This is a genomic window from Pseudorhodoplanes sp. (assembly GCA_032027085.1).
Lineage (GTDB): Bacteria > Pseudomonadota > Alphaproteobacteria > Rhizobiales > Xanthobacteraceae > Pseudorhodoplanes.
In genome coordinates, this window is the sequence record JAVSMS010000001.1 from 2,517,954 (window position 1) to 2,532,098 (window position 14,145).

The following is a 14,145-nucleotide window of genomic DNA, read 5'->3' on the forward strand; positions in this document are numbered from 1 at the left end:
GCTTGAGCGAGGCGGCAACCGAGATCCGCGAAGGGCGCATCAGCTCGGTCGAGCTGGTGACGGCGTGCCTCGACCGCATCGCCGAAGTCGAACCCGACGTGCAGGCCTGGGCGTTTCTGGATCGCGACCATGCGCTGCAACAGGCCAAGGCGCTCGACGAGCGTCGCGCGCTCGGACAGGCGGTCGGTCCGCTGCACGGCGTGCCGATCGGCGTCAAGGACATCTTCGATACCGGCGATATGCCGACGGAGCTGGGCTCGCCACTGTGGGCCGGCCGGACGCCTCGCGACGACGCCGTCGCGGTCTCGCGCCTTCGCTCGGCCGGCGCAGTGATCATGGGCAAGACCGTCACGACGGAATATGCCTATTTTCATCCCGGCAAGACGCGCAATCCCCACGACAAGGAGCGCACCCCCGGCGGCTCGTCGAGCGGCTCGGCGGCCGCGGTCGCGGCGCTGATGGTGCCGGGCGCCATCGGTTCGCAGACCAACGGCTCGGTGATCCGTCCTGCCGCCTATTGCGGGGTGATTGGCTTCAAGCCTACCCACGGGGTCATTCCGCGAACCGGCGCGCTGCTGCTCTCCCGCGCGCTCGATCACGTCGGGGTTTTTGCGCGCTCGGTCGAGGACGCCGCGCTGCTGGCCGAGTTGATGGCCGGGTTTGACGACGAGGATCCGGACACCCGGCCGATTGCACGCCCACCACTGGCCTCCGTCGCGGTATCGGAGCCGCCGTTGCCGCCGCGCTTCGCCTTTGTACGCTCCGCGGTGTGGGATCGGGCCGAACCGGCCACCCATGAGGCGTTCGCCGAGTTGGTTGACGTACTTGGTGATGCCGTGGTGGAGGTCGATCTCGGGGAACGCTTCGGCCGGGCGATCGGCTGGCAGAAGACAGTGATGGAAGTCGAGATGGCGCACAACTTCCATCGCGACTACGAAACCGGCAGGGACCGGCTGAGTGATCCGTTGCGCCAGTTGATTGAGCGCGGGCGCAAATATCCGGCGATTGAATACACCGCCGGGCTCGCCGGCAGCGCGGCGCTCAATGCCGCGCTGGATTCCGTGTTCGACGAATATGATGCGATCCTCACGCCGGCGACGCTGGGCGAGGCGCCGCGCGGCGACGCCACTGGCGATCCGATCTTCTGTACCACCTGGAGCTATCTGGGAACGCCGGCCGTGTCCTTGCCGTTGCTACGCGGCGAGGCCGGCCTGCCGCTAGGCGTGCAACTGGTCGGCCGCCGCGGCAACGATGCAAGACTCTTGCGCACAGCACACTGGCTGGTCAAAACTCTCGCTCGGCAGCTGAAGGATGAAACCTCATGACGAACCTCATCACCGGCATCATCGGCATCGTCATGGTGATGACGTTTCTCGGGATTCTCCTGGTGTGGGTCCCCGCGCCACCGCTGATCATCATCTGCGTCGGCGTCATGGCCCTCCTGGTCCATGACTTCATCAGGACGATTCGGGGGGGCTATTTCGGCTGACGGGTTGAGTCCGGCGGAAAAGTCGGAACCTCCGAAAATAACGGCTCGGTGCTTTCTGCCCGGCCGCCACGACAAGGGAGCGGTTCGAGCGAACTGCTCCCTCTGCATTTGGGGAATCTTTGTACCGCGCTCATCCGGCCGGCGGCGCGCCGAGGTGCTCCTTGAAGAACGCAATTGTCCGATCCCACGCCAGATCAGCCGCCTGCTTGTTGTAGCGCGCCGCGCCGGTATCGTTGTTGAAGGCGTGCTGCGTGCCGGGATAGCGGTGGGTCTCGAACGTCTTGCCGTTGGCCTTGAGCGCGGCCTCAAAGGCCGCGATGCCGGCATTCACCCCCTCGTCGTGCTCGGCATAATGCAGCAGCAGCGGCGCCTTGACCTTGGCGACCAGTTCGGCCGGAATCTGCCGCCCGTAATAGGCGACGCCGGCGTCGAGCTGCGGGCTCGCCGCCGCCAGCCGGTTCACCATGCCCCCTCCGAAGCAGAAACCGACCGCGCCGACCCGTCCGCGCGATTCCGGATGCGTCTTGAGGAACGGCAGTGCCGCGACCAGAGCGGCGACGGCGTCATCAGGATTCATCCTGGCGTGCAGCGCGCGCGCCTCGTCCTCGCTCGGCGGCGTGCCGCCGACCAGCGAGAGGAGATCGACCACGAAGGCGAGAAACCCTTCCAGCGCGAGGCGGCGGGCGATGTCCTTCAGATGCGGATTAAGTCCGCGATTTTCATGGATCACCAGCACCGCGGGCCGCTGCGCTTTGCTTTTCATGCGCGCGAGGTAGCCGTTGATCGTGCCCTTCGGCGATTCATAGCTGACACGGTTGATCGCGAGGCGGCTGTCGTCCGGCGCCACGATGGCAGCGCTGGCATAATCATTCTGCAGAAGCGGAATGAGGGCCGCGGCCGCGGTTGCCGATCCGGCGAGTTCCTTGAGAGCGTCAAGAAAATCGCGGCGGGTCACCTCGCCATGCGTGAAGCGGTCATAGAGATTGATGATGCGCTGATCCATGTGACTCGTCCGCATTTTCGCGACGCGAAAACACCGCAGGCGCAACATTATTCCCGCAGGCAAAGGACGCACGCAACCGCCGCGACGCATTGCAGAGTTGGATTGCTTCTGCCTAAGATATCGGCACTTCCCTCAAGTGGGTGGGGGGAGACAGTCGACATAGCCGCATCTGGCGGACCAGCAATGCTGGCCCGTTCCTTGCTTTGAAATGGCGCTTCAACTGTTCAGCGGGAGAGTGTCATGCGACGTCGCGACTTCACAAAACTGGCAATGGGCGGAGCGGCTGCGACAGTGGCCGCCCCTGCAGTGGTCCGCGCCCAAACCACCTTCAACTGGAAAATGACGAGCTTCTACGGGCCGAATGCCTTCTTCTATTCGACCGGCCCGGGCAGCGCGAAGGATCTCTGCAAGCGCATCGAGGACATGTCGGGCGGGCGCATCAAGATCCAGTTCTACGGCGCCGGCGAATTGATTCCGGCCGCGGAAGGCTTCGATGCCGTGTCGTCCGGCACGGTCGAGATGAACTACGCCAATTCCTATTTCTGGACCGGCAAGAGTTTCGCCGCGCAGTACTTCACGGCGGTGCCGTTTGGACTGAACTTCCAGGGCTTCAACGGCTGGATGTTCGACGGCGGCGGGCTCCAGCTCTGGCGCGAGGTCTATGATCGCTTCAATCTGGTGCCCTTCGTCTGCGGCAATACCGGCGTGCAGATGACAGGATGGTTCCGAAAACCGATCGAGAAACCCGAGGACCTTAACGGTCTCAAGATGCGCATTCCCGGCCTTGCCGCGCGCGTCTACAAGGAAGTCGGCGTCGATGCGCGGCTGATCGCGCCCGGCGAGATATTTCCTGCGCTCGAACGCGGCGTGATCGATGCCGCCGAATTCGTCGGGCCCTATCTCGACCGGCAACTCGGCCTGCACAAGGTCGCGAAATATTACTACACGACCGGCTGGCACGAGATGGCCACCGCCAGCGAACTCACCGTCAACAAGGCAAAATGGAATTCGTTGCCGCCCGATCTCAAGGCGGTCGTCGAGAATGCGTGCCTCGCCTGCAACACGGTCAGCGAAGCGTGGTGCCAGAAGAACAACGCCGAGGCGATGGAAGATCTTGTCAAGAACGAGGGTGTGATCGCGCAGCCGCTGCCGGATTCGGTGGTCAAGGCGTTACGTGCGGCCACCGACAAGATCCTCGACGAGGCGGTGAAACGCGATCCGGTCACCAAGAAGGTCCACGAATCCTACATGGCCTATAAAGCCAAATACGACGCCTGGGCTGACCTGAGCGAGACCGTCTATCACACCAAGATCCGGAAGGCGTGACTTGAACGCCGCGGAAAAGCTGGCCGGCGGAATCGATGTATTGGTCGATTTCGTCGGTCGCCTCACCTCATGGGTGACGTTTTTTCTCGCGCTCGTGATGGGCGCGAATGTCCTGCTGCGCTACGGCTTCTCCATCGGCTTCATCTGGTCGCAGGAGCTCGAATGGCATCTGTTCGTGCCGATTTGCCTGTTCGGAATGTCCTACGCGCTGCTGCACGGCGAACATGTGCGCGTCGACATCGTCTACGCCGGGCTGCGGCCGCGCACCAAGCTTGTGATCGACGTTATCGCCCACTCGTTGTCGATCGTTTTTTGCGTCGTGGTGATCTGGCTCTCGATCCCTTACGTCCAGCAATCCTGGAGTATCGGTGAAGGGACGGCCAATCCGGGCGGCATCGACTATCGCTATATCGTCAAGGCGATCATCCCGATCGGCTTTGCACTTCTGCTGCTGCAGTCGCTCTCGCAAGCGATCAGAAGCACGATCGCTCTGCGGAGGCCATGATGCCGTACGTCGAGATCCTCGCGATCGTGATGCTGGTGACGTTCTTTCTGATGCTCGTCGCCGGCATCCCGGTCGGCATCACCTTGGCGATTTCCGGTCTGGTCTTCGGCTATCTTGGCTTCGGCAGCCTGCTGTTCAACCTCCTGCCTAGTCGCATTTTCGGGGCGGTGACCAACTCGACGCTGCTGGCGATCCCGCTCTTCGTCTTCATGGGCATGATGCTCGAGCGTTCCAAGCTCGCCGAGGAACTGATGGACGTGATCGGCCACATGGCCGGTGCGCTGCGCGGCGGACTCGGGATCGGCATCATCCTGGTCGGCGTTCTGCTCGGCGCGACCACCGGCATTGTCGGCGCTACCGTGGTGACGCTCGGGCTGCTGACTCTGCCGGGCATGCTGAAGCGCGGCTACGACAAGGGCCTTGCCTGCGGGGTGATCTGTGCGTCTGGAACGCTCGGTCAGATCATTCCGCCGAGCCTTATTCTCATCCTGCTCGCCGATATTCTCAACCAGTCGGTCGGTACGCTGTTTGCGGCTGCCATGATTCCCGGCCTGATGCTGTCGGGTATCTATGTCCTCTACATCCTCGCGCTCGGCATCGTCCGGCCGGACATGGTTCCGGCCCTGTCGGCGGAGGAACGCGCGTCGGTTTCCCGCAAGGAGTTGATGGCGAAACTGTTCCGGGTGGTGGCGCCGCCGGTCGGGCTGGTTGCGGCCGTGCTCGGCTCCATCATCGCCGGCATCGCCGCGCCGTCCGAGGCCGCCTCCATGGGCGCGCTCGGTTCGATCGTGGTCGCCGCGATCGCCCGCAAGCTGTCATGGCGTGTCCTGCGCGAGACCGCTCAGGCCACCACCAAGATCACCGCCATGGTGATGTTCATCCTGATCTGTGCGCAGGCCTTTGCGCTCGCGTTTCGGGGGCTGCATGGCGAGAAGCTGGTCGAGGACATGTTCGCGTTCCTTCCCGGCGGCATCAACGCCGACATCTGGTTCCTGATGCTGATTATCTTTGTGCTCGGCTTCTTCATCGAATGGATCGAGATTTCCTACATTGCCGTGCCGTTGTTCCTGCCGGTTTTTCTGCAGGCCAACGTCGATCTGGTGTGGCTTGCGACCCTGATCTGCGTGAACCTGCAGACCTCGTTCCTGACGCCGCCTTTCGGCTGGTCGCTGTTCTTCCTGCGCGGCGTGGCGCCGCCGGAGGTGACGACGATGGACATCTATCGCGGCGTCGTCCCCTTCATTCTCATGCAGGCCGCGGCGGTGGCGCTGGTGTTCTTTTTCCCGGGGATCGCAACCTGGTTGCCGAAGGCGATTGGGTGGTGAGGTCGCTGTGGATGATAGGTTGGCGGTCATTCCAGCCACATAGGCTGAGCTTGCCGCTGAATTCCGGGTTCGTGAGCGTTGCGCCTGCCCCGGATTGACGCCAAAATTGCATTTTCCGGGAATCGAATGCCCCACATCACCCGCCGCGATTTCCTCAACGGTGTTGCCCTGACGGTCGCATCCGGCCTGACGCCGGCGGCGCAACTGGCTGCGGTGCCTCTGCGCTATCCGCCGGCGCTGACCGGCCTGCGCGGGCACCACGACGGCTCGTTTGAGGCCGCGCACAGGATGCGCGACGGCGAGACGCCGCCGCTCGACGATCTCGCCATTGAAGAGCGGTACGATCTGGTTGTTGTCGGGGCCGGTATCAGCGGGCTGTCGGCGGCGTGGTTCTATCGAAAAAGGAATCCGCAAGCACGCATCCTCATCCTCGACAATCACGATGATTTCGGCGGCCACGCCAAGCGCAACGAATTCACCATCGATCGCCGGCTGCTGCTGAGCTACGGCGGCAGCGAGTCGCTGCAGTCGCCGAAGGCGCTTTACAGCGGCGTGGCGAAGGGATTGCTCAAGGATCTTGGCGTCGACATTGCCCGCTTCGAGACGGCCTTCGAGCGCAAGCTCTATCCCTCGCTCGGCCTGTCGCGTGGCGTCTTCTTTAGCAGGGAAGCCTTTGGTCGCGACGTGCTGGTGACCGGCGATCCCGCCAGCATGGTCGCTGACGACCTGACGCCCGATCTGCTGAATGCCAAGCCGCTGAAGGACTTCATCGCCGGCTTTCCGCTGTCGGACGCGGACAAGGCGAAGCTTCTGTCATTGTATGACACCAGGCTTGACCCGCTTCCCGGCAAGAGCGCGGAGGAGAAGATCGCAATCTTGGACAAGACCAGCTATCGCGACTATTTGGTCAAGGTCTGCGGCTGCAGCGAGCGGATCGCCAATTGCTGGCATGGCCGCTCTCTCGACTTCACCGCGCTGGCGAGTGACCTGATCCCGGCCTCGTTCGCGCGTGAAATGGGATTTCCCGGTTTCGCCGGGCTTGGTCTGCCGGAAGAATCAAGCCCGGAACGCGACGAGCCCTATATCTATCATTTCCCTGACGGCAACGCGTCGCTGGCGCGGCTTCTGGTGCGCGCGCTGATCCCGGGAGTGGCAAGTGGCAAGACCATGGAAGACATCGTGCTGGCGCGCTTCAGCTATGATCGTCTCGATCGCGCAGACCAGAAAGTCCGTGTTCGCCTCGACAGCACCTGCGTCAATGTGAAGAACATGGGAGACGCGGTCAGCCTCGTTTATCTGCGCGACGGCAAGGCGCATCGCGTGCAGGCGCGGCACGCCGTGCTCGCGTGCTTCAACATGGCGATCCCCTATATGATGCCCGAACTGCCGGAAGCTCAGCGCAACGCGCTGTTGCGCAATGTCAAGGCGCCGCTGGTCTATACCAAAGTGCTCATTCGCGACTGGCAGGCCTTCGCGAAACTCGGCGTGCACGAGATCTCCGCGCCGATGTCGTTCCACTGCCGCATCAAGCTCGATTATCCGGTCAGCCTTGGCGGCTACAAGCATCCGCGCAAGCCGTCAGAGCCGATGTGTCTGCACATGGTGCATGTGCCGAACGAATCCAATCCCGGCATGGAGGCGCGCGACATGTTCCGGATCGGACGCATGAAGCTACTCGACATGACCTTCGCCGATTTCGAGAAACACATTCGCGACGACCTCGAGCGCATACTCGGGCCGGGCGGGTTTTCCAGCCGCCGCGACATCGCCGCCATCACCGTGAACCGCTGGTCGCATGGCTATTCCTATGGCGCCAATTCGCTGTTCGACGAGGACGACCATGAGGCGACGGTAAGGAAGGCGCGCAAGCCCTTCGGGCGGGTCGCCATCGCCAATTCCGATTCGGATTGGCACGCCTACGCGCATACGGCGATCGATCAGGCCGAACGGGCGGTAAGGGAAGTGATGGAGCCGCGGGTCACCTCCCCCTGAGGAGGTATTCGAGTTTACCAAATTCTCTCTACTTCTCACCGTGCGCCGTCACCAGGGCATGCACGTTGGCGTCGAACAGCGCGATGTAATCATCGGTGTTCGGCAGCATGCCGACCGAGCCGGCAAGTTCCACCACCTTGGCGCCGGTTTGCCTGGCGATGCGGTTGACATGGCGCTCCGGCTGTCCCGCCTCGCTGATGATCAGCTTGATCTTCTTTTCCTTCATCAGCTTGGTCACATCGCGCATGTGCCAGCGCTTGGGATGCGCGCGGTCGCGCAGCACGATGAAGTCGACGATGTTCAGTCCGAACCGGTCGGCGAAAAAGCCCCAGTCATCCCAGAAGGCCACGATCGGCTCGCCGCGCAGCGGCGCAAGCCGGCTGGTCCATTCGCTGAGTTTTGAGTTCAGCCGGTCGAGAAAGGCGCGGCGGTTGTTTTCGTAATATTGCCTGTTGGCGGGATCGAGCGTCGAGAATGTCTTCAGGATCTCGGCGGTGATCGTGTCGGCGGTCTTCGGGTCGAGCCAGTAATGCAGGTTGGGGCTGCCGCGGGAAGCGCGGCGCGTCTGCGCGAAGCCGGCCGATATGCCGAGCGGATCATTGGCAATGGCGATCGACGCATCGATATGGCCGCCTTCGCCGCGCTCGATTCCGGTGCGGCCGTTCTTCTTCGCGGCCCGCGCCAGCAGCTTGTCGAACCACGGATCGATGCCGGACCCGGCCCGCACCACGGCGCGGGCGCCTTTCAGAATGGCGATGTCCTGCAGGCGCGGCTGATAATCCTCGACGCGCTCGCCGGGCGGCACCAGGCTCGAGACGATGACACGCTCGGCGCCGACCGCTTTCACCAGGCTGCGCAGATCGGCGGATGTTGTCACCACCCGCAGGCGGTCCTGCGCCCAGCTTGCCGAGGCAAATCCGCAGAGAAAAATGAAGAGAAATGCAAGTCTTTTCATGATCCCACCCCGCAGGCCAGTATACGGGCCCGCCGCCCATTGATCCACCGTCAACGCCGCACGATGCGCCCGTCCTGAGGGAACTGCCGAATATGTCCTGCCGCCGTCACACCACTGCAAAGCTTTCCATTTTTTGTCTCGGTCTGACTGCGCTGATGTTCATGGCCCCCGTCACATCCACGCCGGCCGCGGCGCAGGCGCGGTCCTTTCCTTTCGATCATGAGCTGCGCTTCGACGCCGATCCCGTGCGTGGCTCCAGGCGCGTGCCGGGTCTGCTGATATCCTCGAACGGCGAGGTGGAGATCGACCTGTGGTGCGTGAGCGGCACGGGACGGGTCGTCATCGCCGACAGCAACATTACCATTGTGCCGACCGGCATGCGTGACAATCAATGTCCGCCCGATCGCCTGCTAATGGACAAGCAACTTCTCGATCAGCTCATGCAAGTGACGAGCTGGCGCTGGGAGGGGCAATTGCTGGTGCTCGTCGGCCCGCAGTCACTGCGCTACCGGCCGACGTCGAATTGAGATTTACCAGTCGCGATCGCGGTCGACGGAAGAACAATCTCCAAGTATCAGTCAATATATCGCCGCCCAAAACAAAAAGCCCCGGACGAGCCGGGGCCTTTCGCGGTCTGAATTTTTAAGCGGCTTAGAAGCCCATACCGCCCATTCCACCCATGCCGCCGCCGCCCGGCATTGCCGGCGCCGGCTCCTTCGGCAGTTCGGCGACCATCGCTTCGGTGGTGATCAGCAGGCCGGCGACGGAGGCTGCGTCCTGCAGCGCGCAGCGCACGACCTTGGCCGGATCGATGATGCCCTTCTGCACCAGATCGACATAAACGTCGTTCTGGGCATCGAAACCGTAGGTCTCGGACTTTTCATCCAGGATCTTGCCGACCACGATCGAGCCTTCCATGCCGGCATTCTCGGCGATCTGCCGCACCGGCGCTTCCAGCGCCTTCAGCACGATGTTGATGCCGGCCTGGATGTCGGAATTCTCGTTGTGGATGCGGCCGATCGCCTTCTTGGCGCGCAGCAGGGCCGTGCCGCCGCCCGGCACAATGCCTTCCTCCACGGCGGCGCGGGTGGCGTTGAGCGCATCCTCGACGCGGTCCTTCTTCTCCTTCACCTCGATCTCGGTGGCGCCGCCCACGCGGATCACCGCGACGCCGCCGGCGAGCTTGGCCAGGCGCTCCTGCAGCTTTTCCTTGTCATAGTCGGACGTCGTTTCCTCGACCTGCGCCTTAATCTGGTTGACGCGGTCTTCGATGTCCTTCTTCTTGCCCGCGCCGTTCACGATCGTGGTCTTTTCTTTTTCGATCAAGACCTTCTTGGCGCGGCCCAGCATGTTGAGCGTCACGTTTTCCAGCTTCATGCCGAGATCGTCGGAGATGAGCTGCCCGCCGGTCAGGATCGCGATGTCCTCCAGCATGGCCTTGCGGCGGTCGCCGAAGCCCGGCGCCTTGACGGCGGCGACCTTCAGGCCGCCACGCAGGCGGTTCACCACCAGCGCCGCCAGCGCCTCGCCCTCAACGTCCTCGGCGATGATCACCAGCGGCTTGCCCGACTGCACCACGGCCTCAAGCAGCGGCAACATAGCCTGCAGGCCGGAGAGCTTCTTCTCGTGCAGGAGGATGTAGGCATCCTCCATCTCGGCGACCATCTTCTCGGCATTGGTGATGAAATAGGGTGAGAGGTAGCCACGGTCGAACTGCATGCCCTCGACGATATCGACCTCGGTGTCGAGCGCCTTGGCTTCCTCGACGGTGATGACGCCTTCGTTGCCAACCTTCTGCATCGCCTGGGCGATCATCTTGCCGATGGTCTGGTCGCCATTCGCCGAAATTGTACCAACCTGAGCAACTTCAGAAGAAGAAGCGACCGGCTTGGCGCGCTTCTCGATGTCCTTGACGACCGCGGTGACAGCGAGATCGACGCCGCGCTTGAGATCCATCGGGTTCATGCCGGCGGCAACCGCCTTGGCGCCCTCGCGGACGATGGCCTGGGCCAGCACGGTCGCGGTGGTGGTGCCATCGCCGGCGCGCTCATTGGTCTTCGAGGCGACCTCGCGCACCATCTGCGCGCCCATATTCTCGAACTTGTCCTCGAGTTCGATGTCCTTGGCGACCGTCACACCGTCCTTGGTGATGCGCGGCGCGCCGAACGACTTGTCGAGCACGACATTGCGGCCCTTGGGGCCGAGCGTGACTTTTACCGCATTGGCGAGAATATCGACGCCGCGCAGCATCTTCTCGCGCGCCTCGCCGGAAAACTTGACGTCCTTGGCAGCCATGTAAATTGCTCCGTTTTCTTGATCCTCACCTTGACGAGCCCACGCAGCGGGCGAAGGTTGAGGCCGATGAATGTCAGCGCCTCATCCTTCGAGACGCGACCTAAAGGCCGCTCCTCAGGATGAGGAGCGAGGCTTCAGCCAATCACGCCCATGATGTCGGACTCCTTCATGATCAGGAGTTCTTCGCCGTTCAGCTTCACTTCCGTGCCCGACCATTTGCCGAACAGCACGCGGTTGCCGGGCTTCACGTCGAGCGGAATGAGCTTGCCGGTCTCGTCGCGGCCGCCCGGGCCGACGGCGACGATTTCGCCTTCCTGCGGCTTTTCCTTGGCGGTATCGGGAATGATGATCCCGCCTTTGGTCTTCTCGTCGGCTTCCAGACGGCGCACGACGACGCGGTCATGCAGGGGGCGGAAACTGGTCTTGGCCATGGGCTCCTCGTCGGCGCTTACGCGCGATGCGGTACGGAAATTGTTGGCTTTTCAGTTTTCTTGGCACTCGGATAAGCTGAGTGCCAAGGCTGCCGTCGAGATACGGAAGCGGGCAGGGGGAGTCAAGCTTGCGGCGGGATTACCGTTTCGCGGCATCCATCAGCGCCGCTTCAGCCTGGTCGAAGATCGAGGGCGAATGTCCTGATTTGACGTCGGCGCCGCGGCCTGCGGCCACCTTCGGCTTGGCGGCTTGCTCGACCGTACGCACGGCGCGGCGGCTCGCATTCTCGATGCGTTCGAGATTTTCCAGCCGCGGCGGTTCGGGCTGCCAGACGCGGCCGGTGCGGGGGAGGGCGCGGCCGGCCTCGAACAGCTTCTTCATTTCCTCCGGCTGGAAATTCAACGGATCTTTGGTTTCCTCGACATCGTCGGGAATGTAGGTCAGATGGAAATTTGCGCCCGCGCGCTGCACGGTGACGTAAATCTGATAGATCTGCTTGTACATCAGGCCGCGCAACAATTCAGTGATCGAGCGCTTGGCGATGCCCGTCAGGTTGGCGGTCACCGCGCCGGCGTGGTCGGAGGATCGCAACCGCAGCGATCCGTTTACAAGAACATAGACGTTCTTGCGCTTGTAGGGGCCGTTCAGCATGAACGTGCGAAGCAGCACTGGCGCTTTCACTCCGCCGTCGACATGCATCTGCATGCCCTTGCCGGTCGCCGCCGGGATCATCACCGGCTTGAAGAAACCAGGCACCGCCGCGGAAGCGAGCAGAATATCGCGATAAAGTTCGAGACGCTCCGGCTTGTCGCTGGCTGCGATGGCGCCCATGTTCCAGACCGACACCGTGCCGGAATCTAGATTGGTGGTGGCGACGAAAAGGCGGCGTCCCTTGTTGTGCTCGGCGGCCACGGCATCCAGCGTTTCCTCGGTGATGGCCTGGGCGATGCGGGCACGCAGCGGCGCCGTATCGTTCAGGCTGTCGCCGAACAGGCCGTCCAGTCGCGTCGTGAACACGTCGGTGGTCCGCATGGTCGTATAGAGTTCGGCGAGCTTCTGATCGAAGCGCGGACCGATGAAGACGAAGCTCGACATCAGCGCGCCGGTTGAGACGCCGGTCACGATGTCGAATTGCGGCCGGGTGCCTGCTTCGGTCCAACCGATCATCAGGCCGGCGCCGAAGGCGCCGTCGGCGCCGCCGCCGGACAAGGCGATGACATTGAGATCCTGCTTGGCGACCTGGGCGCGTTCCGCGGGCGTCAGAACCCGCGTGCGATTGTCGAACAAAGCCACCGCGCCCCAATGCGTGCTGGTGCGGGCTTCCTCGGACAGGTTGCGTTCAACGGGAAGGCAACCCGGCAGCAGAAGCGCCGCCGCAAAGGCAGCGATCATGGTTGACCGACAAAACAACTGGAACCCCCGCCGAAATGCCGACTAAAGTACCTTTTGCAACAACCGCCCGCAATGATGGAAAAATTAACCATATTTCTTGGCTAATTTACGCAAAAGCCGCGGCCGGAGGATCAGGCCTTTGTGATGGCAGGGGAAACCGCCGCTTGCATGAAATCGCGCGGGCACGCAGAGTAGGGGTTCGGGCGGAGGTGAGGTTGGGGTCATGGCAGTTGCGTCAGCGTTTTCAGTGAGGCCGATTGTCGTGGCCATATCTGGCCTGCTTCTCGCCGCCTGCGCGAGCCAGGGACCGGGCCCGACGGCCATGGCTCCGGCCGTGACGCCGGATATTCCGCCAGCGATAAAGCCGCAGGAAATCGCCGGCCGCTGGGGATTGGCGGCCTATCACAAGCCGGACGACCGCCCGCGCACCGAAGCGGCGGCCCGGAGCGGCTGCAAGCAGCCCTATGTGATCGGCCTCGGTTCCAGCGGGGGCGTGATCATGCACATGCCCGACACCGCCCAACCCCAGGAATTGCGGGTCAAAGGCGCCCCCGGCAATAAGACCTTTATCGGGCCGGAGGGCGAGCCGGGCGGCATCCAGGATCGCGAAATCACCTCTTTCGACGGGCGCGTCATGACGATCCGCTTCCTCGATCCGGAAGTCGCCGGCCGTTACGGCACGCAAGTTTATGTGCGTTGTGCACCCCGCGCATAACAACAGGCAAGATTTCAACCCCGTAATTGATTAGCTTCGCGCAAAAGCGGACGGGGGCTCGATAGATGCGTTGGTTTCACGCCTTGATGCCGAAAGAGGATCGCTTCTTCGATCTGTTTTCGGCGCATGCCAAAGTTCTTGTTGCCGGCTCGCAGGCCCTCCGGGCCATGCTCGAGGGCGGCGACGCGGTCGACCCCAATTTCCAACTCGTCATGGATCGCGAGCACGACGCCGACAACATCACGCGCGACGTGCTGATCGCGGTGCGGCGCAGCTTCATCACGCCCTTCGACCGCGGCAACGTGAAAGATCTGATCGCCTCGATGGACAATGCCATCGACCAGATGCAGAAGACGGCAAAGTCGGTCCGGATCTTCGACATCCGCACGTTCACGCCGCAAATGAAAGAGATGGCGGACGTCATCATCAAATGCGCTTTGCTCGTCGATGAAGCGATGCCCTGCCTGCGCTCGATCAGCGCCGAAGCAGCGCGTCTCGGCCGGATCACCGAGGAGATATCGCGCCTGGAAGGAATCGCCGACGATCTGCATGACGGGGGCCTGAGAGAACTCTACCAGACGCACGGCTCGTCGAACCCGATGGCATTCATCACCGGCAACGAGGTTTATGACCATCTGGAAAAAGTGGTGGATCGGTTCGACGACGTCGCCAACGTGATCCACGGTACGATGCTTGAGCACGTCTGAGCGCATGAC

The 14,145-nt window shown here is 62.7% G+C and carries 14 protein-coding genes; 9 read left to right on the top strand and 5 right to left on the bottom strand.

Translation table 11 applies throughout. The features are described from left to right. Nucleotides 1-2 precede the first annotated feature (2 nt). On the top strand, nucleotides 3-1,325 hold the full coding sequence (locus tag RO009_12115) for an amidase (protein MDT3685771.1): 1,323 nt from the start codon (nucleotides 3-5) through the stop codon (nucleotides 1,323-1,325). Next, nucleotides 1,322-1,489, top strand: coding sequence for a hypothetical protein (locus RO009_12120; protein MDT3685772.1), 168 nt, complete (start codon nucleotides 1,322-1,324; stop codon nucleotides 1,487-1,489). Before RO009_12115 ends, RO009_12120 begins: the two co-directional genes overlap by 4 nt. 130 nt (nucleotides 1,490-1,619) lie before the next feature. On the opposite strand, the gene RO009_12125 is transcribed toward RO009_12120, so the two are convergent. Next, nucleotides 1,620-2,492 (bottom strand): dienelactone hydrolase family protein, encoded by an 873-nt coding sequence (locus RO009_12125; GenBank protein MDT3685773.1) that lies wholly within the window; start codon nucleotides 2,490-2,492, stop codon nucleotides 1,620-1,622. 240 nt (nucleotides 2,493-2,732) lie between these two features. Between RO009_12125 and RO009_12130 the strand changes: the two genes are divergently transcribed. The 4 genes from RO009_12130 to RO009_12145 all read left to right on the top strand — a co-directional run bounded on the left by RO009_12130 (nucleotide 2,733) and on the right by RO009_12145 (nucleotide 7,640). Next, entirely contained in the window at nucleotides 2,733-3,818 is a 1,086-nt protein-coding gene (locus RO009_12130) for a TRAP transporter substrate-binding protein (protein ID MDT3685774.1), read from the top strand. A gap of 1 nt (nucleotide 3,819) precedes the next feature. Further along, nucleotides 3,820-4,323, top strand: a complete 504-nt coding sequence (locus RO009_12135) for a TRAP transporter small permease subunit (GenBank protein MDT3685775.1) — start codon at nucleotides 3,820-3,822, stop codon at nucleotides 4,321-4,323. Continuing rightward, nucleotides 4,323-5,648 carry a TRAP transporter large permease subunit gene (locus RO009_12140; protein MDT3685776.1) on the top strand — a complete coding sequence of 442 codons (1,326 nt, stop codon included), beginning with the start codon at nucleotides 4,323-4,325 and terminating at the stop codon, nucleotides 5,646-5,648. Before RO009_12135 ends, RO009_12140 begins: the two co-directional genes overlap by 1 nt. A 126-nt stretch (nucleotides 5,649-5,774) precedes the next feature. Next, nucleotides 5,775-7,640 (top strand): NAD(P)-binding protein, encoded by a 1,866-nt coding sequence (locus RO009_12145; protein MDT3685777.1) that lies wholly within the window; start codon nucleotides 5,775-5,777, stop codon nucleotides 7,638-7,640. A gap of 28 nt (nucleotides 7,641-7,668) precedes the next feature. On the opposite strand, the gene RO009_12150 is transcribed toward RO009_12145, so the two are convergent. Continuing rightward, nucleotides 7,669-8,595 carry a metal ABC transporter substrate-binding protein gene (locus tag RO009_12150; protein ID MDT3685778.1) on the bottom strand — a complete coding sequence of 309 codons (927 nt, stop codon included), beginning with the start codon at nucleotides 8,593-8,595 and terminating at the stop codon, nucleotides 7,669-7,671. Between the two features lie 161 nt (nucleotides 8,596-8,756). Here RO009_12150 and RO009_12155 point away from each other — a divergent pair, with 161 nt between their 5' ends. Next, on the top strand, nucleotides 8,757-9,122 hold the full coding sequence (locus RO009_12155; protein ID MDT3685779.1) for an META domain-containing protein: 366 nt from the start codon (nucleotides 8,757-8,759) through the stop codon (nucleotides 9,120-9,122). A 124-nt stretch (nucleotides 9,123-9,246) separates the two neighbouring features. Here the strand turns inward: RO009_12155 and groL are convergent, their stop codons facing one another. The 3 genes from groL to RO009_12170 form a co-directional block, all read right to left on the bottom strand. Then, nucleotides 9,247-10,890: a chaperonin GroEL gene (gene groL / locus RO009_12160; GenBank protein MDT3685780.1), complete on the bottom strand. Its 1,644-nt coding sequence runs from the start codon at nucleotides 10,888-10,890 to the stop codon at nucleotides 9,247-9,249. A 134-nt stretch (nucleotides 10,891-11,024) separates the two neighbouring features. After that, nucleotides 11,025-11,321, bottom strand: a complete 297-nt coding sequence (locus tag RO009_12165; protein ID MDT3685781.1) for a co-chaperone GroES — start codon at nucleotides 11,319-11,321, stop codon at nucleotides 11,025-11,027. A 139-nt stretch (nucleotides 11,322-11,460) separates the two neighbouring features. Continuing rightward, entirely contained in the window at nucleotides 11,461-12,714 is a 1,254-nt protein-coding gene (locus RO009_12170; GenBank protein MDT3685782.1) for a patatin-like phospholipase family protein, read from the bottom strand. Between the two features lie 223 nt (nucleotides 12,715-12,937). Here RO009_12170 and RO009_12175 point away from each other — a divergent pair, with 223 nt between their 5' ends. Together RO009_12175 and RO009_12180 are read left to right on the top strand one after the other, a co-directional pair. Then, nucleotides 12,938-13,429, top strand: coding sequence for a hypothetical protein (locus tag RO009_12175; protein MDT3685783.1), 492 nt, complete (start codon nucleotides 12,938-12,940; stop codon nucleotides 13,427-13,429). 65 nt (nucleotides 13,430-13,494) lie between these two features. Beyond that, the gene (locus tag RO009_12180; protein ID MDT3685784.1) at nucleotides 13,495-14,136 is read left to right on the top strand and encodes a DUF47 domain-containing protein; all 642 of its coding nucleotides are present in this window, start codon (nucleotides 13,495-13,497) and stop codon (nucleotides 14,134-14,136) included. Nucleotides 14,137-14,145: the final 9 nt, after the last annotated feature.